Source organism: Caldimonas brevitalea, from assembly GCF_001017435.1.
In the GTDB taxonomy this organism is placed as follows: domain Bacteria; phylum Pseudomonadota; class Gammaproteobacteria; order Burkholderiales; family Burkholderiaceae_C; genus Caldimonas; species Caldimonas brevitalea.
Window position 1 is genome coordinate 3339800 of the sequence record NZ_CP011371.1, and the last position, 22815, is coordinate 3362614.

The 22815-nt window shown below is 67.8% G+C and carries 16 protein-coding genes and 1 pseudogene; 10 read left to right on the forward strand and 7 right to left on the reverse strand.

The window, feature by feature from the left end:
* From AAW51_RS14355 to AAW51_RS28170, 3 genes are read left to right on the forward strand one after another with little or no spacing between them, the layout of a single operon-like run.
* Positions 1-1527, forward strand: coding sequence for a hypothetical protein (locus AAW51_RS14355; protein ID WP_047195152.1), 1527 nt, complete (start codon positions 1-3; stop codon positions 1525-1527).
* On the forward strand, positions 1524-5717 hold the full coding sequence (locus AAW51_RS14360; protein WP_053013578.1) for an RHS repeat-associated core domain-containing protein: 4194 nt from the start codon (positions 1524-1526) through the stop codon (positions 5715-5717). Before AAW51_RS14355 ends, AAW51_RS14360 begins: the two co-directional genes overlap by 4 nt.
* Positions 5718-5726: 9 nt before the next feature.
* Positions 5727-6302 (forward strand): SMI1/KNR4 family protein, encoded by a 576-nt coding sequence (locus tag AAW51_RS28170; RefSeq protein WP_053013579.1) that lies wholly within the window; start codon positions 5727-5729, stop codon positions 6300-6302.
* A gap of 210 nt (positions 6303-6512) precedes the next feature.
* Here the strand turns inward: AAW51_RS28170 and AAW51_RS31225 are convergent.
* The 5 genes and pseudogenes from AAW51_RS31225 to AAW51_RS14390 all read right to left on the reverse strand — a co-directional run.
* Positions 6513-6872, reverse strand: a pseudogene (locus AAW51_RS31225) (integrase core domain-containing protein); the annotation flags it as partial.
* Between the two features lie 103 nt (positions 6873-6975).
* Positions 6976-8457 (reverse strand): serine/threonine protein kinase, encoded by a 1482-nt coding sequence (locus tag AAW51_RS14375; RefSeq protein ID WP_047195153.1) that lies wholly within the window; start codon positions 8455-8457, stop codon positions 6976-6978.
* A gap of 9 nt (positions 8458-8466) precedes the next feature.
* Positions 8467-9339 carry a c-type heme family protein gene (locus AAW51_RS14380; protein ID WP_047195154.1) on the reverse strand — a complete coding sequence of 291 codons (873 nt, stop codon included), beginning with the start codon at positions 9337-9339 and terminating at the stop codon, positions 8467-8469.
* Between the two features lie 45 nt (positions 9340-9384).
* Positions 9385-10203 (reverse strand): FecR family protein, encoded by an 819-nt coding sequence (locus AAW51_RS14385; protein ID WP_157359891.1) that lies wholly within the window; start codon positions 10201-10203, stop codon positions 9385-9387.
* Between the two features lie 278 nt (positions 10204-10481).
* Positions 10482-11408: a LysR family transcriptional regulator gene (locus AAW51_RS14390; protein ID WP_047195156.1), complete on the reverse strand. Its 927-nt coding sequence runs from the start codon at positions 11406-11408 to the stop codon at positions 10482-10484.
* Positions 11409-11698: 290 nt separating this feature from the next.
* On the opposite strand from AAW51_RS14390, the gene metE reads away from it, so the two are divergent.
* From metE to AAW51_RS14405, 3 genes are all read left to right on the forward strand, one after another.
* Complete coding sequence (metE, locus tag AAW51_RS14395; protein WP_047197829.1) at positions 11699-13990, forward strand: 5-methyltetrahydropteroyltriglutamate--homocysteine S-methyltransferase; 2292 nt, start codon at positions 11699-11701, stop codon at positions 13988-13990.
* A 117-nt stretch (positions 13991-14107) separates the two neighbouring features.
* Entirely contained in the window at positions 14108-15133 is a 1026-nt protein-coding gene (locus AAW51_RS14400; protein WP_047197830.1) for a DUF72 domain-containing protein, read from the forward strand.
* Positions 15134-15185: 52 nt separating this feature from the next.
* On the forward strand, positions 15186-15908 hold the full coding sequence (locus AAW51_RS14405) for a hypothetical protein (RefSeq protein ID WP_157359892.1): 723 nt from the start codon (positions 15186-15188) through the stop codon (positions 15906-15908).
* A gap of 30 nt (positions 15909-15938) precedes the next feature.
* Here AAW51_RS14405 and AAW51_RS14410 read toward each other — a convergent pair whose 3' ends face one another.
* Both AAW51_RS14410 and AAW51_RS14415 read right to left on the reverse strand, forming a co-directional pair.
* Entirely contained in the window at positions 15939-18350 is a 2412-nt protein-coding gene (locus tag AAW51_RS14410; protein WP_047195158.1) for a penicillin acylase family protein, read from the reverse strand.
* Between the two features lie 97 nt (positions 18351-18447).
* Positions 18448-18957 carry a DUF1993 domain-containing protein gene (locus tag AAW51_RS14415; protein ID WP_047195159.1) on the reverse strand — a complete coding sequence of 170 codons (510 nt, stop codon included), beginning with the start codon at positions 18955-18957 and terminating at the stop codon, positions 18448-18450.
* Between the two features lie 138 nt (positions 18958-19095).
* Between AAW51_RS14415 and AAW51_RS14420 the strand changes: the two genes are divergently transcribed.
* The 4 genes from AAW51_RS14420 to AAW51_RS14435 all read left to right on the forward strand — a co-directional run bounded on the left by AAW51_RS14420 (position 19096) and on the right by AAW51_RS14435 (position 22775).
* Entirely contained in the window at positions 19096-20106 is a 1011-nt protein-coding gene (locus AAW51_RS14420; RefSeq protein ID WP_047195160.1) for a D-2-hydroxyacid dehydrogenase family protein, read from the forward strand.
* Positions 20107-20455: 349 nt separating this feature from the next.
* On the forward strand, positions 20456-21631 hold the full coding sequence (locus AAW51_RS14425) for an MFS transporter (protein ID WP_047195161.1): 1176 nt from the start codon (positions 20456-20458) through the stop codon (positions 21629-21631).
* Positions 21632-21648: 17 nt separating this feature from the next.
* Entirely contained in the window at positions 21649-22239 is a 591-nt protein-coding gene (locus tag AAW51_RS14430) for a chromate transporter (protein ID WP_157359893.1), read from the forward strand.
* Positions 22236-22775 carry a chromate transporter gene (locus tag AAW51_RS14435; RefSeq protein WP_047195163.1) on the forward strand — a complete coding sequence of 180 codons (540 nt, stop codon included), beginning with the start codon at positions 22236-22238 and terminating at the stop codon, positions 22773-22775. Before AAW51_RS14430 ends, AAW51_RS14435 begins: the two co-directional genes overlap by 4 nt.
* Positions 22776-22815 lie beyond the last annotated feature (40 nt).

The following is a 22815-nucleotide window of genomic DNA, read 5'->3' on the forward strand; positions in this document are numbered from 1 at the left end:
ATGGCCCTGAACCCTGTAGAGCGCAAGCTCGTCGAGCTGCTGCAGTTGTGGGAGAGCTTCCGGGCCGAGCCCGGCAAGCGCCTGCTGCTGTGGCAAGCGCCCGACAACGGCAAACGTTTGATCGAGTGCTTTTGCGAGGTGCAGCGGCACGCCTCGCCCTATGCCAGCGGCGATACCTTCATCGTGTTCGACGCCGCCTTCGAACAGTCCATCGGCTATTCACGCGCGCTCAAGCAGGCGCTGGCCGGGCACTATGCGGCCAGCCACGAGGATCTGGAGCGTGAAGGGTTGAAGGCGGACTGGCGCTTCGAGCCGGAGGAACAGCCGGACACGGCGAGCGCCTTCGTGCAGGGCCTGGCTGCGCTCGCGACGCACCATCCGGCCCTGGGCCACCTGGTGGCGGTGTTGCTGCCCTCCGCCGTGGCGAACGACGAGGCCTGGGCGGCCTGGGTGGCCCGCGTCCTCGAAGCGGCAGGCCCGGCGAAGGCGGTGCGCTTGCTGGTGCCCGATTTCAGCCAGGCGCCGCGTCTGACGGCACTGGCTGAAGCGCAGCATCCGCTGGTGCAGGTGCAGCAGCCGCCGCTGGATGCCTGGTCCATCGCGCAGGAGACCTTCGCGCAGGAGCCGGCGGTCGGCGCCCCGGGCGTGTTCCGCAGCCTGCTGACGGCCCTGTTCGCGCTGGCCGAGAAAGGCACCGCGGACCAGGTATTGCTCAAGGCCCGCGACGCGCTGGCCTTTGCGCACAAGCAAGGCTGGGCGGACCAGGAAGTGGCGGTGCGGCTGGTGACGGCCGGGGCCATGCTCAAGGACCAACGTTTCGACGCGGCATTGAATCACTACCAGCATGCGCGGACCTCGGCCGAGGCGGCCCGTGCCGCCCAGCATCCGGCGGGCGGGCAGCTGGTGCTGCAGACCTGGTTCGGCGAGGCGGCCGCCCATCTGGCCGCCGGCCAGCCCGAGCACGCCGCGCCTTGTTATCGAGAGGCGGCGCAACTGGCGGCGGCCTTGCCGAACCCGCCCATGTTGATCGAGGCGTTGCGCATGGCCTCCTTCTGTCACGCCCGCGCCGGCGAGCCCGAGGACGCGCTGGCGCTGGGGCGGCAAGCCCTGGCCGTGGGTGAGAGGCTCAAGCCGGAGGCACGACCGATGACCACCCTGCCCTTGCTGGGCTTCGAGCTGCTGAAGCTGGTGGAGCCTGAGCGGGCGGCCGAGATCGAGGCGGTCAAACACGGCCTGGACCGTGAGCAGGCGCAGCACTACGTCAACACCGAGGAGCGTGCCGCGGCACTGGAGACGGCCGGGGACCCGGTCGCGCTGAAACAACTGGAGCGGCAACACGCCGAACAAGAGGGGCTGCTGGTGCAACAGGCACGGCAACGGGCGGACGAAGTTGCGGCGGACGGGACTCCCGCCTTCATGGCGTTGTTCGTGCAGGCTCGCACGCTGCTGGGGGCCGATTGGCCGCTGGTGCTACCCGGCGCCATCGCCAAGGCGCCGCCCGTGCCCGCAGGAGGAACCGCAGCATGATGCCGTCGGCCAAACATGGCGACCCGCAGCTGGGCATCGACGTCCACCTGTGTGTCGTGCCGCCGTCCCCTACGCCGGTGCCCCTGCCCACACCGCACATGTCGGTGGTGTTCGATCCGTTCGACTACGTGCCGATCATCGGTGCGACGGTGTCAGTGTTCGGGATGAAGCGGGCCACCGCCGGGACCGGCGCGATCGTGCTCCACATTCCGCCGGGTTTCCCGTTCGCGCCGATGCTGCCCGAGAAGGACGACGAGCTGTTCATGGGCAGCGCCACCGTGACGGCCGACGGCGATCCCTTGTCTTATGTGGCACTGCCCGTGCTGGGTTGCCAGGTGGCCGGCATGCCGAGTCCGCCGCGGCCCAAGAAAAAGCGGGTACCGCTGCCGAACCTGCTGCCCACCACATTCAACCTCGCCATCCCGACGACGGTGAAGGTGGGCGGGCCGCCGACGATCTCGATGGCGGGCTTGGTGGCAAGGGGCGCATTCGCCGGCCTGGGCAAGTTGGCGAAGTCGAAGTTCGCCCGGAACCTGGGTGACCGCTTCAAGAAGTTCCGCCAGAAGCTGTTCAAGAACATGGACTCCGGCTTCCTCAAATGCAAGGTGTTGAGGGCGGAGCCGGTGAACATCCTGTCGGGGGCCGTGGTCGTCGAGCAAGTCGACTTCACGTTCCAGGGCATGATCCCCATCCCCTGGGTGCGCACCTATGGTTCCAACTCGCGCCGGCGAGGCGCCTGTGGGTACGGTTGGGAAAGCCCGGCCGACGCCCGGCTGGAGATCGATCTCACAGAGGGCAGCGCGATGTTCCGCCATCCGGCGGAAGGCGTCGCGCTGTTCCCCACAGTGCCTGCGGCTCGGGGCGAGAGCAGTGCCGTCCTCGAATTGATGGACGGCGGGCTGCTCAGCGAGCACGAAGACGAGTGGCAGGTGCGCACGAAGAGCGGCAACCTCTATCACTTTCCGAAGGCGCTGGAGCACCCCGGTCAAGACGGCGTTCGGGAGCTGCCACTCGGGCGTGTCAGTGATGCTTGCGGCAACTGGCTGACCTATGAATGGGTCGAGGGTCGACTCGTTTGCATCCGCGAGTCGAATGGGCGCTGTCTGCTCGTCGAGCACGGCCAGGGTGGCATCCGGTCGCTGTCGATGTTCGTGCCCGAGACCGGTTTCAGCCATACCTTCGTCAGCTACGAGCACGATGCAGCGGGCAACCTGGTCACGGTGCGCGACGAACTGGGCAACCCCTACTGCTTTGCCTACGACGGTCACCACATGGTGCGGCACACCAACCGCGTCGGCCTCTCGTTCCACTATCAGTACGAGCAGGGCTCAGAGGACTGGCAGGTGGTGCACGCCTGGGGCGACGGCGGTCTGTACGACTATCGCTTTGCGTACTTCCCGGCGATCCGCGAAGTGCGTGTCACCAACTCCCTCGAGGGGGTGACCACGGTGCAATGCGACGAGCGGGGCTTGCCCATCCTCGAAATCGACGCGCTCGGCGGACGCACCATCTTCCAGTACGACGAAGCGGGTCGAACGACGGCTGTGGTGAACGCGGCCAACAGCCGTACCGAGTATGTGTACGACGATCGCGGCAATCTGTTGAAGGTCAAACGCCCCGACGACAGCGTCGTCGCGATCGAGGTCGATGCCCGCAGCAAGCCCACCAGCATCACCGATCCGAACGGGGCGGTCTGGGAGCAGCAGTGGGACGAACGAGGCTTGCTGATGGCCCTGAAGAGCCCGCTCGGTGGGGTGACGACGTACGAATACAGTGACAAGGGCCTGCCGATTGCGGTGACGGATCCGCGCAATGCCTGCACCCGTCTCGCGTATGACACCGACGGCCACCTGGTCGCGGTGATCGATGCGCTCGGTCATGCGACCCGGTATCGCCGCGATCCGCTGGGGAACGTGGTGGAGCGCAGCGATCCGCTGGGCAGAACCGCGCACTTCCGCTACGACGCGAAGAGTCGGCTGGTCGGCGTCATGTCTGCCGGCGGCGCCCAAATCCGTTGCAGCTACGACGCGCAGGACAACCTCACGCTCTACGAAGACGAGAACGGGGCGCTTACCCGGTTCGAGTACTACGGGCTGGGGCTGCTCAGCAAGCGGCATCAGGCCGACGGCAGCACGATCGATTACCTCTACGACACCGAGGAGCAGCTGGTCGGGGTGCGCAATGAGCGCGGCGAACTGCACCAGATCGTGCGGGACGCGCTCGGACGCGTGGTTCAGGAGGTGGACTACTGGGGCCAGGCGACCAGCTACGAGTTCGACGTGGCGGGCCATCTGAAGCAACGATGTGACCCGCTCGGCCGTATCACCCGGTATGCGACAGACAAGTTCGGACGGGTCCGCCGCAAGTCGTTCCAACACCCTCTGCAGCCGGGTCGACTGTTCGAGGAGACGTTTGAGTACGACCCGAACGGTCACTTGACGGGCTGCGCCAACGAACACGGGAAGGTGCAGCGCAGCTTCGACGCCGAAGGGCGTGTGATCGAGGAGCGGCAGGGCGAGTTCGTGGTCAAGAACGACTTCGACGCGCTCGGCCGGCGCATCCGCCGTGAGACCAGCACAGGCCACACGATCGCCTACGAATACGACGCGCTGGGGCGCCCGGTGTCGATCCGCATCGACGACGAGCCGCCGATCTTGATCGAGCACGACGCGGCGGGGCAGGTCGTGAAAGAAACGCTGGCGCCGGCGCTGGTGCGGCATTACCGGTACGACGACGAGGGTCAGGTGACGGCGCAAGGGGTGAGAGGGGCCTCGGACTGGCTGTTCCACACGCAGTACGCGTACGACCTGGCAGGCAACTTGACGCAGCGCCAAGACAGCCAGCACGGGGTGGACCGCTACCGCTATGACCCGCTGGGGCAGATCGTCGAGCATGTCGACCCTCAGGGACAGCTGCGGCGCTTCTTCCGCGACCCTGCCGGGGACAGCCTGCGCACTCGCGTCGCGCAGCGGCCGGCGACGGCCATGGGCACGAGTGGGGACGCCACTGCCTCCTGGGGCCGTGAGGGCGAACACGAGGGCGTGTTCTACCGCTTCGACCGGGCAGGCAACCTGGTGGAGCGCGGTGAGGCGGGGAATGCTGCGCCATCTGACGCCGACGGACAGGGCAGCCGCTTCGTCTGGGATGCCAACCAGCGGCTGGTGAGCAGCACGACCGGCGGCATCGAGACCCGATATGGCTACGACCCGCTGGGCCGGCGGCTGTTCAAGCAGACAGGGAACAAGACGACGCGTTTCGGCTGGGATGCCGACACCCTGGTGGCGGAGCGTGTCGACGAGGCCGCCTCCGCTGCGACCGCCTTGGCGGATGCCGCCAACCGATCCGTACAGCCGGTACAGCGTTGGGAGCAGCAACGCGAGTATCTCTACTACCCGGGAACGTTCGTGCCCTTGGCACTGCTGCAGCGGGGAGACGCGGGCAGCCTGCGGTACCACAACGACTTGAACGGCGCGCCGACCCGCTTGATGCGCCCCGACGGCACGGTGGTGTGGAGCGCCGTGTACCAGCCCGGGGGGCACGCGGTGCCCGCACAGGCTGGCGTGCGTGACGACGCGAACGTCGACAATCCGATCCGGCTCCAGGGACAGTATTGGGATCAAGAGACCGGGCTGCACTACAACCGCCATCGCTACTATGATCCCGGCATCGGCCAATTCATCTCGCAGGATCCCCTTGGGCTTTTCGGCGGGCCGAATGTCTACAAGTTCGGCTTGAACGTGTTCATCTACGCCGACCCGTTGGGGTTGATGCCGTGGCTGCAAGGTGAGCCGAAGCCCAAGGGTTGGAGACTGCCGAAGATCGGGACGTGGGCCGGCGATCCCGGGCATTCCGACTTCATCCCGAACGATCCCGCCGCCTTGGGCTTGAACGAAGGAGACCGGATACCCTACAAGGATGGCATGCCGGACTTCAGCAGGTGGGCAGTGGACACGTTCGACGTTCAAAACATGACCGGGGAGCACAAAGTGGACATGCCGTTGATTTACGAGCGAATGGCGGCACGAGAGCCGGAGCGATTCGCCAACCCCACCGCCGCCAGGACCTGGCTGTCCAATGAAGGGCTGACGCCGCACCACGCCGGTGGAACCCGGGTGCTATTGGTCCCGACCGTCTTGCACGGGAATGTGCGTCACATGGGCGGCGCGTTCGAACTCCGGGGCAACTGCTAAGGAGACGTGATGTGGAAAGATGAAGTGAATCGGCTGGGAGGCATGGTGCCGATCGGTGCACCGGCCTTCCTGCCGCTGACCGACGCCGAGATCGCGGATCTCGAGCGAGAAGTGCAAGGCGTGCTGCCGCAGGACTATGCGGAATTCGCACGAACGTACGGTTGCTGCGCGTTCGCTCGCTCCGTTTCCTACCCGTTCCTCGAGCGGCGCAGCATGTACCAGCACCCTCCCGGGGTCGGCCTCGAGAATCGCCTCTATGCAGAGGGCGTCCACGCCCACTTTTACGGCTCCACCCGACAGCCGAAGCCCGTGCACCGGCTCGCATGGGCGCGTGCGGCATATGCGCCGCGGATGCCGGCGGGTCTGCTGCCCATTGCCGACGATGGAGGCGGAAGCCTGCTATGCCTGGGGGTCGCGGGCGATCACGCCGGGCAGGTGTACTGGTGGGACCACGAGAACGAGTGGGACGAAGACGACTATCAAGATGACGTGGGTGCTCCCATGCCCGAGGCCGCCAAGTGGCAGAACGTCTATCTAGTGGCTCGCAGCTTCACTGACTGGCTGGCTTCGATGCGGGCCGGCTGAGCGGCGGCATCACCTTGGGTGCCGGCGGGGGAGGATCACCCCGCCGACCGCTCCAACACCCCCAGCAACCGCGACAACTGCGCATCGAGCGCCTTGAGCTCGGCCGGCGTCAGGTCGGCCAGGATGCGGCGTTCGTTGTCGTGCGCTGCCCCCGGAATCAGCAGCGCCCGGCTTCAGAGTCCGTGGGTTGAATCGTAATTGATGGGTGACTGCCGCGAACGCAGAGGGAGGCATATGACCCAAGCTGCTGTGGCCGCGGTGGCGGTTGTAGTCCTGTCGCCAGTTGTCGATGACGCTGCGCATGTGGCTCAGGCTGGCGAACCAGTGTGGCGACAGGCACTCGTCCCGGACCCGCCTGTTGAAGCTTTCGATGTAGTCGAGGATGCGCATGACGTACAAGGCAGGAATCGAGGTATCCACGACGATCTGGACCGCTTCCCTGCTGCAGTCGTCGACTACGGTGAGCGTCTTGACACGTCGGCCATTGGCCAGCTCGTCGAAGACGAAATCCATGCTCCACACCTCGTCCGGTTGCATGGGGACAGCGCAGGAAATGACGAGCCCATTCCGCAGAGGCGCAGTCGGCGCAAGATCGAACCGCGGCTGAGAATCGGGCGCGCCGAGGGACGGCCCCTGCCCTAGAGGAAAGTGGCGCAGTACGAAGGCCGCCCGCTCAGGGCAGACGCTGCAGCTGATCCAGCAGGCGGGCCCGGGCCGGCCCATCTTCGACCTGTTCGACCAGGCGGTCGATCAGCTGTTGCCGGGTGGTGGCTTCTGCTGCCGCTTTTTTGGCGATGATCTTCGCGATGGGCCCGATCTGGCCCGCCAGCAGCCGCTGGGCGCGCTCCACGAACTCGGCGCTGGGCGGCAGTTGCAACGCCGCCAACGGCGCACCCCGAGAGGCGCCGCCGACGACCGCGGGGGCCGACGCCGGCGCCTGTGGCGATACGGTGGTCCGGAACGCAGACGCCCCGCTGCTGGTCAGCCGCTGGCCGAAAAACGTGCTGCGCTCCTGCTCGGTCTGCAGATGCTCGGCCAGCTTCGTCCGCAAGGTGTCGAGGTCGGCGCAGTCGCGCGCGGCGCGGCGCACCAGCACCTTGGCCATGGGCCCGACGAAGCGGGCCAGTGTTGCCTCGACTTCCTGCAAGGTGGCCGGGTTCCAGTGGGTGGGCGGCGCGGTGGTCGGGGCGGTCGCGGCCGAGCCGATCGAGATCGGCGGCGTCAGGTGGCCGCGGCTGTTGCCCATTGGCCCACCACTCGAGGGCAGCAGACTTTCCGGGCGCACCACCTCCATGATGACCGTCTCCTCCGACACCGTGGCACTGACCGGGGTGCTGCAACGGGCCAGCAGGTCGTCGCGAAACGCCGGGGCACCGGCGTACCGCTGCTTCGGCTGTTTCGCGAGCGCCATGGCGACCACCTCGTCGTAGTACTCCGGGCGCGTCGAGCCGGCGTGCTGCGAGGGCCGCACCGGGTCTTCGTGCAGGATGCGGTACATCAAGGCTTCGGGCGTGCCGTTGAACGGCATTTGACCGGTCAGCAGCTGATACAGCAGCACACCGGCCGACCAGATGTCGACGCGGTGGTCGAGCGGTTCGCCGGTGTACTGCTCGGGGGCGATGTAGCCCGGGGTGCCGACCACCGCATTCAGCTGCGTCAAGCCCACCGCGTCGATGCGGGCGATGCCGAAATCGGCCACCTTGAGCTTGCCGTGGCGCGTGATGATCAGGTTGGCCGGCTTGATGTCGCGGTGCCACACGCCCTGGTCGTGCGCGTGCTCGAGTGCGTCGAGCAGCTGCACCATGATGCTGAGTATGTCCTGCTCGGGAAACTTGGTCTTGCGCCCGAGGTAGTGGGCCACGCTGTGGCCCTCGACATACTCCATCGCAATGAAGGCGCGGTCGCGGTCTTCGCCATAGTCGTAGACCGCGACGATGCCCGGGTGGTGCAAGCGGCCCGCCGCCTGCGCTTCGTTGCGAAAACGCGCGGCCACCGAGGCGGCCTGCGGGCTGTCGTCGATCAGCTGCTTGCGGATGGTCTTGATCGCGACCTGCCGCTTGATGTCGGGGTCGAACGCCTTGTACACGACACCCATCGCGCCCTCGCCGAGGACGCTGGTGACCGTGTATTTGCCGAGGCGCTCAGGGTGTTTCATCGCGAGGCGTCAGTTGTCCAGCATCTTCATCGCCTGCACCAGGCTCTTGCGCATGCGGCTGAAGGACTGGGCCAGCGTGCCGATTTCATCGCGGCTGGAGGCGTTGAATTCCGGTGCTTCCATCTCACCCAGGCTGACCCGATCGGCAATTGCCGACAAACGGCTCACCGGCTGGATCACCAGCTTCCACAACATCACGTTCAGCGCCGCGCCGATCAGCACGAACACGGCCGTCAGCAGACCCATGAAGACCTTGAAGGCACTGTCGGCGCGCTGCAGCGGCACCGTCATCGGCACCGACACCACTTGTGCGCCGATCACCTCGTTGAAGTTCCAGCCGAAGCCGTTGGCCGGGCCGTAACGGTCGACCATGGGCTTGGGCGCCGCGTCGACGGTGCTGTGGCAGCGCAAGCAGGCCGGGTCGGTGATCTTGATCGGCCGCGCGACGTAGAGCGAGCGCCCAGTGGGGGTGTCACGCTGGCCGACGAATTCCTTGGTGTCGGGGGAGTTGCGGAACTGGTTGACGATGTCGACCTCCCACTCGACCGCCCGGTCGCGCGGGTTGGTCGGGTTCAGCGTCGCTTCCTTGTAGGAGTAATCGGGGTACTTCTTGTGCAGCGTCGCCAGCACCTCGGTGGCCGAGTAGGCCGGCACCGACTGGGGCAAAAAGCTGTACTTCATCTGCGTTTCGAGCAGCGGGCCGATCTGGCCCGAAGTGTAGCTGCGCACCGCGAGCGCCTTTTCTATCAACAAGCGGGCGTGATCCAGCACCTCTTGCTGGGCATTACGTTGCAGCAGGTCGCGCGTGACATAGCCGGTGGCGCCGAGCCCCAGCACGAACACGAGCACGAAAACCAGATTGAACTTGAGCAGCAGTTTCATACGAAGGTCTTGAACAGCGCCTCAACAGGGCGCCGGTAGTGATCATCAGGGGCGCGCGGAAGAAGAAGACGCGCGGTGCGGCGGCGGCAGATATTTTTCGGGAAACAGCACGCGGTCCCATTCGGGATGGAGTCGCATGTTGGTGATCAGGCCCGTGCGGAACTCCGGCTGCGACGCGAGGGGCTTCCAGCGCGGCACGAAGCTCTTGCGCAAGGACTTTTCTGACTGCAGCCATGATTGCACGTCCGCGTAGGCAACTGAGCCCAGCGTTTTAGGGGGGACGTCGCGGCCCTTGTAACGTTCGGCCAGCGGCGGCAAGGTGTCCCGGAAGGCGCGCGGCATGCGCTCGAGCATCGACGGCGCAGGCCGCGGTGAGACGCGGCTCTTGCCGTCGCCCTCCTGCTGGTAGGCCTCGCCGTTCTTCAGGCCCAGTGATGCGCCTGCCTTGCCATCGCGGCGCTCCACCACGCGGCCCTCGCCCGACTCCGAAAACGCGAAGCCGCCGTTGTCGCCGCGATGCGCCACCACCACGCCCTCGGCCGCCAGATCGAAGCTGGGTGACGAGAAACCGAGCGGGCGGTTCTTGGCCGCTGCTCCGGCGGGCGTCGACAGCTTGAGCCAACCTTGTTGCAGATACACCCGGTTCGGCTGGCGGCCGCGCTCACCCGGCAGCGACGGTGCCAGCAGCACACGCGTGGCGGGGCCCAGGTCGGCGATTGCGCCGTCGGCGTACTCCACACGCAGCAAGCCGGTGCCCGAGGTGGTCTCGACGATGTCGTCGCGCTCCAGACGCACACCTTCGGACAGCGTGAGCTTGGAGGCGCCCCGGATCAACAGGGCCTCCCCCTCTTGGATGGTGACCATGGCGAGCGGCTCCGCCCCGGCCCAGGCCGAGAAGCCGCACAAAACCATCCACACCACGATGCGCCCGATCATTTCTCTCCCTTTAGTCGGGAGCACAACTCGGCTCCCTCTGCAGTATTGCGCTGCAGTCAACGACGAACGGGCCGCATTGTTTCACCGCGACAGCGGCAGAACGAGCAATAGCCCACTCGAGTGCTACGGCGCATCAGAATTTTCCGCTCTCGGTGTCAACTATGTCACCGATCTGCCGACTTCGGCAGCGGAACGCGTGCGCATTGTCAACCGAGCAGTTCGATGCCGACCAATTGGCGCGCCGATTGTGCCCGCATGATGCCCAGCAAGTCAGCCAGGAAAGGCTTGCCGGCCAACGTGCGGGGAGCGGTGGCATGCAACTCGCTCCACAAGCCCTTGCGGCCGATGCGCTTGGCCACGACGTAGTCGTAATCGACATAGTTCTTCACGCCCCAGTTGGGCAGCGCGGCGAGCCCACGTCGGCTCGCGACGAGTTGCAGGATCGCGATCGTCAACTCGGCGGTGCGGCGCTGGAACGACACGCCGGCGGGCCGCAGCACCTCACGGATCACGTCGATGCGGTCTTCGGGGACGGGGTAGGTGATCAGCGTCTCGCCTTCGAAATCGGCGGCTTCCAGGCGCCGCCGGTGACGCAGCGCGTGCTCCACTGGCAACACCGCCAAGATTTCGAAACGAAACAAGGGCCAACTTTCCAGGGCCTTGCGGCTGCTGCCACCGGCCCGCGGGGCCGAGCCCACCACCAGCTCGCACTTGCCGGCGCTGAGCAGGCCCATCGGGTCCGGGTGGAAGCCGGCGACGAGATCCACCTCGACCTCCGGCCAGCGGCGCCGGAACTCGTCCATCACCGGCATCAACCAGTCGAAACAGGTGTGACATTCAAGTGCAATACGGAGCTCGCCACGGGTGTCGCTCTGCGCACGCGCCAAATCGCGCTCGGCCTCGGCCACCTGCGGCAATACGAGGCCCGCCAGGCTCAGCAGCCGTTCGCCGGCCGCTGTGAACCGCAAGCCGGCGCTGGTGCGTTGGAACAGCACCACGCCGTAGTGGGTCTCGAGCGCGCGGACCTGATGTGACAGTGCCGATTGCGTCAGGTGCACACGGTCGGCTGCGAGCGCGAGCTTGCCGGTTTCTGCAATGGCTTGCAGCGAGCGTAGATGGCGCAGTTCGATCATGGAAGCAAGGCGCGAGGGACGAATGACAGCGTGCGCATAGGAGGAGCGGAGATGACAGCGGGACCGCCGCGGACGAGATGGGTTGCTTGCCCATTCGACGGGCCGCGGTGGTCCCATGGCCACGCGCACCTGCCACCCCTCGGAGCGGGCCCGGGGAACAGGCGCGTGGCCGCGAACGGGAGCCGCAAGGGTTGAATGAAATTCAAGTTCTGCTGAAAACGTTTCGCTTGTTGGAAGCAGTGTCGCAAAACAGACTGCGAGCCGTCAATCACACCCTGCACTGCACCACCATGGCCCTCACCCACACCCTCGGTTTCCCCCGCGTCGGCGAACGGCGCGAACTGAAGTTTGCACTCGAGTCCTACTGGCAAGGCGCTACCGCCCTCGACACATTGGAACGCGTCGTCGCCGATCTATGCGAGCAGCGCTGGCGTCGTCAGGCAGACGCAGGCTGCAGTTGGGTCACCAGCGGCGACTTCGCCTGCTATGACCTGATGCTCGACCATGCCGCGATGTTCGGCGCCCTGCCCCGCCGCTTCGGGCTCGACCCGTCGCGTTTCGGGCTTGCGGACAGCTTTGCGCTCGCACGCGGCACGCCCGAACAGCCGGCGCTCGAGATGACCAAATGGTTCGACACCAACTACCACTACCTGGTGCCCGAACTCGAACCCGGCCAGACCTTCTCGCTGCACGCCTCGCGCTACCTTGCCCAGCTGAATGCCGCCCGCCGCGCCGGCCATCCGGTCAAGGCGGTGCTGATCGGGCCGGTGACCTTTCTTCGCCTGTCGAAGTGTGCAGTGCCGGACCAGAAGCTGTCGCTGCTGCCCGCCTTGCTCGAGGTCTACGCCCAACTGCTCGACAAGCTCCGGCACGAGGGCATCGAATGGGTTCAGATCGACGAACCGGTGCTCGCCGGCGACCTCGAGCCCGAATGGCAGCAGGCGCTGCGCACGGCCTACCACCGCTTGCAGTCCGAACGCCCGCGGCTGCTGTTGGCCACCTATTTCGGCTCGGTGCTGCCCCACCTGGCCTTGTTGACGACCTTGCCCGTCGACGGGCTGCACATCGACGTGGTGCGGGCCCCGGAGCAGTTGCAGCCGATCGCGGCGGCGCTGCCGGCCACATCCGTGCTGTCGGTGGGTATCGTCGACGGGCGCAACGTGTGGCGCTGCGATCTGCGGCGCGCGCTGCACACACTGCGGCCGCTGCAGGTCGAACGTGGCGAGCGCCTGTGGCTGGCACCGTCGTGCTCGCTGCTGCACGTGCCGTACAGCCTCGACAGTGAGACACGGCTCGGCTCGCAGGTGCGGAGCTGGCTGGCCTTCGCGTACGAGAAGCTCGACGAACTCGAGGTGTTGCGCCGTGCGCTGGTCGAGGGCGAAGACAGCGTGACGGACGCGCTGACGCAAAGCGACACCGCCGTTGTCTCTCGCCAGCAGTCACGCCTGGTGCACAACGACTACGTGGCGAAGCGCCAGCGGGCCATCGACCCCTCGATGTCCACCCGCCCGAGTCCCTTCGACGCACGCATCGCGCGCCAGCGGGCAGCGCTGTCACTGCCGCTGTTGCCCACCACCACGATCGGCTCCTTTCCGCAGACGCCCGGGATCCGCGCCGCCCGTGCAGCCTACAAGCGTCACGAACTCAACGCCTTCGACTACCTGCAGGCGATGCGCGCCGAGATTGCCCATGCCATCCGCGAGCAGGAACGCTTGGGCCTCGATGTGTTGGTGCATGGGGAACCCGAACGCAACGACATGGTGGAGTACTTCGCAGAACACCTGTTCGGCTTCGCGATCACCGAACAGGGCTGGGTGCAAAGCTATGGGTCCCGGTGTGTCAAGCCGCCCATCCTTTACGGGGACATCTGGCGGCCCGACCCGATCACGGTGGACACGACCCGCTACGCCCAGTCGCTCACCGACAAGCCCGTCAAGGGCATGCTGACCGGGCCGGTGACGATGCTGCAATGGTCGTTCGTGCGCGACGACCAGCCGCGCGAGCAGACCGCCCGCCAACTGGCGCTGGCCATCCGCGACGAGGTGGGCGACCTCGAAAAGGCGGGCATCCGCCTCGTGCAGATCGACGAGCCGGCATTTCGCGAGGGTTTGCCGCTGCGCCGGGACGACTGGCCGCACTACCTGGCGTGGGCCGTCGACGCGTTCAAGCTGGCGTCTTGCGGCGTGCGCGACGAGACGCAGATCCACACCCACATGTGCTATTCGGAGTTCAACGACATCCTGCCGGCCATCGCGGCGCTCGACGCCGACGTCATCACCATCGAAACCTCGCGCTCGAACATGGAGTTGCTCGACGGTTTCGCGGCCTACGCCTACCCCAATGAGATCGGCCCCGGCGTCTATGACATCCATGCGCCGCGGGTGCCCAGCCTCGACGAAATGCAGCGCCTGCTCGAGCGGGCCTGCCAGGTGGTGCCACCGCAGCGCTTGTGGGTCAACCCCGACTGTGGCCTGAAGACAAGGCGCTGGCCCGAGACGGTAGCGGCCCTGGGCAGCATGGTGCAAGCGGCCCGCACCATGCGCGCGCGCCTGCAGGAGCAAGGAGTCGACCAGCCGGCGTGAGGCCGCGGCTACAGTGGCAAAGGTGTGCCCGACATCCTTGCCACGATGCCCAGACGCGCGTCCGATACTCCCTCTTCGCCCGAGCCTCCGCAGATCGACCTGTTTGCCACCGAAGCCATGGTGTCTTCAGGGGGCGCGCCCGCGCCTTCGGTCGGCGGACGCCCCAAGCCGCCGCCGGCTGACGCAGCTGCGACGCTGGAAGCGGCTGCGGTCTCCGACGAAGTCCTCGCGCTGGCCGCGGCACTCCCGGCCGAGGTCCGCTTCGGCACCTCCTCCTGGCACTTCCCCGGCTGGGAGGGCCTGGTGTGGGGACGCGGATATGCCGAAGGCACGCTGTCCAAGCGCGGGCTGACCGCCTACTCGCAGCACCCGTTGCTGCGCTGCGTCAGCCTCGACCGCAGCTTCTACCGGCCGCTGGACGCCGCCGCCTACGCCCAACTCGCGGCGCAGGTCGCCCCTGGCTTTCGGTTTGTCGTCAAGGCCCCGTCGAGCGTCACGGACGCGGTGGTGCGCAGCCACGCCGACGGCCGCGCGATGGAGCCCAATCCGCTGTTTCTCGATGCCGGCTCGGCAGTCGAGCTGCTGGTGAGGCCGGCGGTACAAGGCCTGGGCCCCACACTGGGCGTGCTGGTGTTCCAGGTGTCGCCGCTGCCGCTGGCCTGGCTGACGCAGCCCGCTGCCTGGCTGGAGCGGCTCGACACCTTGTTGGCCGCCGTGTCCGCGGCACTCGCCGACACCGGCCACCCGGCCCTGGTGGCCGTCGAAGTGCGCGACCCCGAGCTGCTGACGCCGGCCCTGGCCGCCTGTCTGAAACGCCACGGTGCGAGCTATTGCCTCGGCCTGCACGACCGCATGCCGACCATCGACGCGCAGCTGCCCCTGCTGCGCGCCCTGTGGCCCGGGCCGCTGGTGTGCCGCTGGAACCTGCAGCGCGGGTTCCGGTATGAACAGGCGCGCCGCCGCTTCGAGCCCTTCGATCGGCTGCTCGCGCCCGACCCCGACACGCGGCACATCCTGGCCAAGGTCATCGCGGCGACCGCAGGTGCCGGCCATGCCGTTTTTGTAACTATCAACAACAAAGCTGAAGGAAGCGCGCCATTGTCAGTGCTCGAGTTGGCAAAAGCCGTGCTCGGCCGGGGTTGAACGCTGGCCCTGCGCGACAAAGATGAAGATACTGGAGCACTGGAGCCCATCGATGCCCGGTAGCCCCCTACACGCCCGAGACTCCCGCCGCAGCCGCGCCCACCCGGCGCTCGGCACGCCGCAGGCGCCTGCGTGGTCGGGCGGCCCACCGCTGCGTCCGCCGATGAACTGGGCCGACCGGGTCGGCGAAATCGCCATCGGCCTGCTCGTCACGCTGATGTTCACCGGCGCTTTCGCGGTGCTCGGCAGCCCGCGCGGGGCCATCGGCCTGAGCGCACTGTCGGCCAGCACCGCCTGGAGCCTGATTTGCGGCGTCATGTACTGGCGCGGGCTGTGTTTGCGGCGCGGCTGGCAGCAGCGCTTCCAGCGCGACCTCCAGCAATCGGCCGACGACCGCGGTTTTGTCGACGGCCTGAGCGAGGAACTGCCGGCCAGCCTGGTCAAGAGCCTGAGCCCCGCCGAACTGGCGCGCCTGCGGGCCCAACTGCCGGACCTCGCGCCGCCGACGACCTCCGGACTCGACGTCGTCGGCGCGGTCCAGACCTTTGTCGTGGTGTTCTGCGGCACCTTCCCCGTCGCCCTGCCCTTGTGGTGGATTGCCGACGCCAGCCTGGCCTTGGGCGTCACCCACGCCGCCACCGTCGTGCTGCTGTTCGTGGCCGGCCTGTTCCTCGGGCGCAGGTCCAGCAGCGGGCGTGCTGCCGTGCTGGGCTGTGCGCTGGCCGGGCTGGGGGCCCTGCTGGCCGCGCTGTGTCGCCTGCTGCAGGGCTGGTGAGCCCGACCGGCCGCAGCGCCGGCGGTGGGCTCAGGGTGCGGTCGGCTGCAACGTCAGGACCTGGTCGCCGCTGCCCCACACGGGGACGTAACGCACCTCGGCCCATGGCGTGACGAAGCTGCGGTACAGGCGCGAGAACGGCAGCCCCGACTGACCGCTGGAATGCATGAAGCGCGAGCGGCCGGGCTCGGCCAGGTCGTAGATCGCGCGCAGGCTAGGCCCGTGCTCGTTCAGGTAGCGGCGGCCGGTCAGTTCGTCCGGCTTCAGGCTGACGCGGCTCGCATTCACGGTGAAGTTGTCGCCCCCCACCGGGGTGTGCAGCTCGAACATCGCGGCGAGCTGCCGCACCTTGCTGAACGGCCGGTGCTCGGAGCGCGCCCGGTGCGCCTGCCCCCATTGCCATCGCGTCACGTCGCGCCCGTAGGTGGTCTGCAGTTCGTCGAGCGCGCGCTCGAAGGCGCGGTCGACCACCTGGGCGCAGGTTTCGACGGCTGCCGTCTGCTTGTTGTCGCACCACCACGCCCGCTGCCCGACGAGGATGCCTTCCACCCCTTCGTAGAACGACCGGTTGGCGTATTGCTGCCACAGCTGCGGCCCCAGTTCGTCGGCGATCAGCACCTCGGTCAGCTGGCGGGTCCAGGTCCACAGGATCAGCGGCGCCACCGCGTCGGCCGACATGCGGCCGTTGAAGCCGGCCAGCTGCTCCTGGGCGGCCGCGGCCAGCGGGTGGCTGGAGCGGGCGCGCTTGAGCAGCGGCAGCAGTTGCTTGGCCGCCAGCGACACCTCGTCGGCCTGCAGCGCCGCCATGCTCGCCTGGTCGTGCCGCGGCACGCCGTCGAGCAGCTGCTCGATGCGCTGCTGCCGGTACGGCAGGGTCCATTCGCTGGTCAGGAAGTGCGGATAGTCGGGAGGGTGGATGCGCTGGTTGGCGGTGGCGATCCAGCCGCGCGGCGGGTCGAACTCGCGCGGGGTCAGCTCGGTGTCCAGGGCCCCGGTCCAGTCGTATTTGGCGTCCCAGCCCGGTGCTGGCACCAGCCCCTTCAGGTCGTGCTCGGGCGCGCGCAAGGGCACCCTGCCGGCGGCCACCATGCCGATGCGGCCCTGGTGGTCCGCCACGACCATGTTCTGCATCGGCGCGACATGGCTTGCGGCCGCGGCGACAAATTCGTCGACCGAGCGCGCACGTCCCATGGCCAGCCCCGCCTCCAGCGTGCCGTTGGGGATGTCGAGGGCGGTCCACCGCATGGCCAGGGCATATGAGGGCCGGCCCGCCGGTCCGGTCAACCCGTCGGCCGGGCCCGGCGCGTCGGAGATCACCGGGCCATGGCGGCTTTCGCGCACGACGATCTTGCGGTCGGCCTGGCCCTTGACCTTGACGATCTCTTCGTGTGTGTCGAACCGCTGCCATCCACTGGGCGTCAGGTAGCGGCCGGCGTCGAGCGGGTGCAGTTGTTCGAGATAGAGGTCCTGCACGTCGGGCGCGGTGTTGGTGTAGCCCCAAGCGATGTGCTGGTTCTGGCCCAGCACCACGGCGGGCAGGCCCGGCATGGTCGCGCCGGCCACCTTGTAGCCGGGCGCCTCGAGGCGCGCGAAGTACCACAGCGCGGGGGCCGACAGGCGCAGATGCGGGTCATTGGCGAGCAAGGGTTTGCCCGACACGGTGTGCGAGCCGGCGACGACCCAGTTGTTGGAGCCGATGCCGTCGAGCCCCGACTCGGGCGCATGCAGCCGGGCATGTTCCCCGAGCGAGGCGTCGATCTTGAGGCCGCGATACAACGCGGCATAGTCGGTGGTAGCGAGGGGCCGTTCCCCGGGGTAAGGCGGCAGCAGCTCCTGAATGCGCTCGACCGGCAGGCGCAGGGCGAGCCGCATGCGCAGCAGCTCGGCGTTCCAGTTGCCGCCCAGGTCCCAGGCCATCATGATGGCCCAGGCCAGGCTGTCGGCCGGCTCCCAGACGCCGGGCTGCAGCCCGAGCAGCACGAACTCGGGCGGGCGAGCGCCAAGGTGCTCTTGCACGTAGGCGTTGATGCCGGCGGCATAGGCGCTCAACACCTCGCGAGCCTCGCCGCCGGTCTGCTCCCACTGTCGACGTGCAGCCCGCCGCACACCAAGCGCCCGCAGGAAAAGGTCGGTGTCCACCGCGCCGGGGCCGAGAGCTTCGGCCAGCCGGCCGGCCCCGATGCGCCGATGCGTTTCGAGCTGCCACAGGCGGTCCTGCGCGTGCGCGAAGCCCAGCCCCCACATCAGGTCGGTGATCGACTCGGCCTTGATCGAGGGAATGCCATGCTCGTCGCGCGTGATGCTGACCGGCGCCTTCGGACCGCGCACCCGCACCACCCCTTCGGTCTTCGGCAGCGCCTGGTGGATGTAGGCCCATAACCCGCCGAGGGCGACCAGCAGCAACAGCACGATGGCCGCCAGGGTTCGACGCAACCACTTCATACCGAGGACTCCAAACAGCGTCGCTGACAGGGGACCGACCGGTCCCCGCGATGCCGGCAGGCGCCGCACGGGCCCGCCGCGTGTGGCCGATGATGCCTCAGCGCCGGCCGAGGAAGTCGCCCTTGCCGAGGCTCACGCCGTTGTGGCGGAGGATGGCGTAGGCCGCGGTCAGATGGAAATAGAAGTTGGGCATGGCATGGTGCTTCAAGTAGGCCTCGCCCTCGAAGCTGAGCGGGTCGGCGCCGCGCACCGGCACGCTGATGGGCTTGGCTTCGCTGCCGTCCAGCTGTGCCGGGGGCACCGACTCGATGTATTCGATGGTCTTGCGGATGCGCTGCTGCAGCTCCGCGACGGTGGCCTCCTGGTCCGGGAACGACGGCGCGTCCGCACCGGACAAGCGGGCCACCGCGAACTTCGCGGCATCACAGGCGATCTGCACCTGGCGGGTCAACGCGAACATGTCGGGTGCGAGGCGCGCCGCCAGCAGCACGGCCACGTCGAACCCGCGTGAGGCGGCGTGCTGCTCGGCCTTGCCCAGCATCACGTCGAGGTTGTGCAGCATCTTCGCGAACACCGGCACGCTGGCCGAATACATCGAGATCGTCATGGAGTCTCCTGTTGTGGTCATGCGGGCAAGGCTTGCCGTGCGCCCCGGATCGTAACGTTCTCGCGAGAAAGATGCAGAATGTGGCCCACGTCGGCGGGCGGCCCACTCCGGGAGCTGACGCCAGATGCAAGAAGTGCCATGAACATCATCATCCTGGACGACTATCAGGACGCGGTGCGCAAGCTGAAGTGCGCCGCGCAGCTCGAGGCGTACAACGCCAAAGTCTTCACCAACACCGTCAAGGGGATCGGCCAGCTGTCGGTGCGCTTGCGCGACGCCGACGTGCTGGTGCTGATCCGCGAACGCACCCATTTCCCGCGGCAGCTGCTCGAAAAGCTGCCCAAGCTCAAGCTGATCGCCCAGACCGGGCGCGTCGGCCCCCACATCGACGTCGACACCTGCACCCGCATGGGCATCGCCGTGGCTGACGGTGTCGGCTCGCCGGTGGCGCCGGCCGAGTTGACCTGGGCCCTGATCATGGCGGCCATGCGTCGCCTGCCCCAGTACATCGGCAACCTCAAGCACGGCGCATGGCAGCAGTCGGGCCTCAAGTCGGCCTCGATGCCACCCAACTTCGGGCTCGGCATGGTGTTGCGGGGCAAGACGCTGGGCATCTGGGGCTACGGCAAGATCGGCCAGCTGGTGGCCGGCTATGGCCGCGCCTTCGGCATGAAAGTGCTGGTGTGGGGCAGCGAAGCCTCGCGTGCCAAGGCCCAGGCCGACGGCTACGACGCCGCCGTCACGCGTGAAGACCTGTTCGAGGCCAGCGACGTGCTGTCGCTGCATTTGCGCCTGGTCGACAGCACCCGCGCCCTGGTGCGGCTCGACGACCTGCTGCGCATGAAACCCAACGCCCTGTTCGTCAACACCTCGCGGGCCGAGCTGGTCGAAGAGAACGCCTTGGTCAGTGCACTCAACCGCGGCCGGCCGGGCATGGCGGCGGTCGACGTGTTCGAGAGCGAACCGATCTTGCAGGGGCACCCGCTGCTGCGCCTCGAAAACGCCGTCTGCACGCCACACATCGGCTATGTCGAGCAAGACAGCTACGAGCTTTACTTCAGCGCCGCCTTCGAGAACGTCATCAACTTCATCAACGGCTCGCCCACCAACATCGTCAACCCGGACGCGCTGAAGGTGATCCGGGGATGAGCGCCACCCGGCCGCCCGAAGGGGCTCGCACCGTAGTGCGTAGCACGGAGGTTTACCGAATGAGCGCCGCTCGGCCGCCCGAAGGCGCTCGCACCGCAGTGCGTAGCACGGAGGTTTACCGAATGAGCGCCGCTCGGCCGCCCGAAGGCGCTCGCACCGCAGTGCGTAGCACGGAGGTTTACCGAATGAGCGCCGCTCGGCCGCCCGGAGGCGCTCGCACCGCAGTGCGTAGCACGGAGGTTTACCGAATGAGCGCCGCTCGGCCGCCCGAAGGCGCTCGCACCGCAGTGCGTAGCACGGAGGTTTACCGAATGACCGCCGTCGTGCACGCGCCGAAGACCTCCCTCGCATGACCACCGCAACCGACTACGGCAGCGCGCTGCCGGCGACGCGGCGCGCACTGCTGTTCGGCAATTTCGTCATCGGCTGCGGCGTGATGGTCGTGAGCGGGACCTTGAACGACCTCGCCACTTCGTTGCGCGTGTCCGTCGCGCTGGCCGGACAGTTGATCACCATCGCCGCGACCCTGATGTGTTTCGGTGCGCCGCTGTTGGCGATGGTGGTGGCCGGCTGGGACCGCCGTCGCCTGCTGACGCTGGCGCTGCTGTGGTATGGCGTCGGCCATGCCTTGTGCGCCGTGATGCCCGACTACGCCTGGCTGTGGCCCGTGCGCGCCCTGACGGTGTTGGCGGCGGCTGTTTTCACGCCGCAGGCCGCCGCCGCGATCGGCCACATGGCCACCCCCGAGCAGCGTGGGCGCAGCATCACCTTCGTGTTCCTGGGCTGGTCGGTCGCGTCGGTGGCCGGCATGCCGATCTCGGCCTGGATCGGCGAGATGTTCGGCTGGCGCTGGGCGATGGGGCTGGTGGCCGTGCTGGCACTGGCCGCCGCAATGGGCGTGCACCGCAGCCTGCCGACCGGGGTGCGGCCTCCCGGCATGAGCTTGCGCGCCTGGCGCGGCGTGTTCCGCAACCCGGTGTTGATGGCCATCGTCGCCGTCACGGCGCTGCAAGGCGCCGGGCAGTTCACCGTGTTCGCCTACTACGCGCCCTATTTGCGCCAGATCGTCGGCGCGTCGCCGAACGAGATCAGCCTGCTGTTCGCCTGGTTCGGCGCCTGGGGCCTGCTGGGCAACACCATCTTGTCGCGGGTGGTCGACCGGGTCGGCGCCGCGAGGGCGGTGGCCACCGTGCTGGTCTTGATCTGCTTCAGCCTGCTGCTGTGGCCGCTGGCGACCACGCCGCCCTGGATCGCGGCCCTGATCGTCCCCTGGGCGCTCGGCTGTTTTTCCTGCAATTCCGCACAGCAGGCGCGGCTCGGCCACGCAGCGCCGCTGCTGACGCCGGCCCTGATGGCGCTCAACACGTCCGCCATCTACCTGGGGCAGGCGGTCGGCGCCGGCGGCGGCGGTTGGTTGATCGAGCACATGGGCTGGGGGGTGTTGAGCTGGGTCGGCCTGGCCTGGGTCGCCGTGGCCCTGGCGCTCAGCCAGTGGGCCGCGCGACGCCCGGCCCTGCCCGAATGACATGCTGACGACGCTCGATGCCCATGCCGCCTGACGCTGAAGCCGCCCCCTCCCCTGCACCCCGTCCGACGTCGTTGTGGCAGTTGTTTTGGGTCTTCACCCGGCTCGCCTTGCAAGGGTTTGGCGGTGTGCTGCCAGTGGCGCAGCGCGAATTGGTGGAGCGCGAGCGTTGGCTCAGCAAGCACGACTTCGTTGAACTGCTGTCGGTCGGCCAGGTGCTGCCGGGCCCCAATGTGATGAATCTGTCATTGATGGTGGGGGACCGGTTCTTCGGCTTGCGCGGCGCCTTCGTCGCCCTGGCCGGCATGGTGGGCGCGCCGCTCGTGATCGTGCTGGCCGCCGCCGCCCTCTATGCAGAGCTGGCCCACCACACGATGGTCAGCGGCGCCCTGCGCGGCATGGGTGCCGTCTCGGCCGGGCTGATCTTTGCCACCGGCCTCAAGCTGCTCGGCTCGTTGAAGTCGACGCCGCTGGGCCGGCCGGTCGCCTGGGGTGTCGTCGGCGTGACCGTGCTGCTGATCGCCGGGCTGCGCTGGCCGCTGCTGTGGGTGCTGGCCGCCCTCGGCACGCTGTCGGTGACCTCGGCCTGGCGGAGGATCGCGCCATGAGCGACGGGTTGACGAACGCCGACCTGCTGTCGCTGTTCGGCCACTTCCTGATGTTGTCGCTGCTGGCGATCGGCGGCGCCATCTCCACTGCCCCCGATGTGCACCGTTACGTCGTCACTGAACGCGGCTGGTTGACCGATGCCGAGTTCACCACCTCGATCGCGCTGGCCCAGGCCGCGCCCGGCCCCAACCTGCTGTTCGTCGCGGTGGTGGGGTGGAACGTCGCGGGGCCGATGGGGGCTGCGGTGACGATGTTCGGCATCATGTTGCCGTCGACCACCCTCGCGCTGTGGGCGACCCGCTGGCGCAACCAGCGGCGTGAGGCGCGCGGCGTGCGTGCCTTCAGCGCGGGCATGGCGCCGATCACCGTGGGCCTGGTGCTGGCGACTGCGTGGCTGCTGGCGGAGCCGACCCGCGAGCAGCCGGTGGGATGGGCCTTGATGCTGTTGACCGTCGTGGTGATGCTCAAGACCCGGCTGAGCCCGATCTGGATGATCGCGGTCGGGGCCGTCGTCGGGGCGATGGGTTGGATCTAGGGCGAACCTGAGCCGGTGCCACCCATCGGGCCTCGAAGCG

Coding starts and splice junctions, on each gene's coding strand:
- AAW51_RS14390 (WP_047195156.1), bottom strand. CDS start 11,408: ATGATCGAACTGCGCCATCTACGCTCGCTGCAAGCCATTGCAGAAACC.
- AAW51_RS14385 (WP_157359891.1), bottom strand. CDS start 10,203: ATGGTCACCATCCAAGAGGGGGAGGCCCTGTTGATCCGGGGCGCCTCC.
- AAW51_RS14400 (WP_047197830.1), top strand. CDS start 14,108: ATGGTGTCTTCAGGGGGCGCGCCCGCGCCTTCGGTCGGCGGACGCCCC.
- AAW51_RS14375 (WP_047195153.1), bottom strand. CDS start 8,457: ATGAAACACCCTGAGCGCCTCGGCAAATACACGGTCACCAGCGTCCTC.
- AAW51_RS28170 (WP_053013579.1), top strand. CDS start 5,727: ATGTGGAAAGATGAAGTGAATCGGCTGGGAGGCATGGTGCCGATCGGT.
- AAW51_RS14415 (WP_047195159.1), bottom strand. CDS start 18,957: ATGACGATCTCGATGTATTCGGCCAGCGTGCCGGTGTTCGCGAAGATG.
- AAW51_RS14420 (WP_047195160.1), top strand. CDS start 19,096: ATGAACATCATCATCCTGGACGACTATCAGGACGCGGTGCGCAAGCTG.
- AAW51_RS14360 (WP_053013578.1), top strand. CDS start 1,524: ATGATGCCGTCGGCCAAACATGGCGACCCGCAGCTGGGCATCGACGTC.
- AAW51_RS14435 (WP_047195163.1), top strand. CDS start 22,236: ATGAGCGACGGGTTGACGAACGCCGACCTGCTGTCGCTGTTCGGCCAC.
- AAW51_RS14425 (WP_047195161.1), top strand. CDS start 20,456: ATGACCACCGCAACCGACTACGGCAGCGCGCTGCCGGCGACGCGGCGC.
- AAW51_RS14380 (WP_047195154.1), bottom strand. CDS start 9,339: ATGAAACTGCTGCTCAAGTTCAATCTGGTTTTCGTGCTCGTGTTCGTG.
- AAW51_RS14405 (WP_157359892.1), top strand. CDS start 15,186: ATGCCCGGTAGCCCCCTACACGCCCGAGACTCCCGCCGCAGCCGCGCC.
- AAW51_RS14430 (WP_157359893.1), top strand. CDS start 21,649: ATGCCCATGCCGCCTGACGCTGAAGCCGCCCCCTCCCCTGCACCCCGT.
- AAW51_RS14410 (WP_047195158.1), bottom strand. CDS start 18,350: ATGAAGTGGTTGCGTCGAACCCTGGCGGCCATCGTGCTGTTGCTGCTG.
- metE (WP_047197829.1), top strand. CDS start 11,699: ATGGCCCTCACCCACACCCTCGGTTTCCCCCGCGTCGGCGAACGGCGC.
- AAW51_RS14355 (WP_047195152.1), top strand. CDS start 1: ATGGCCCTGAACCCTGTAGAGCGCAAGCTCGTCGAGCTGCTGCAGTTG.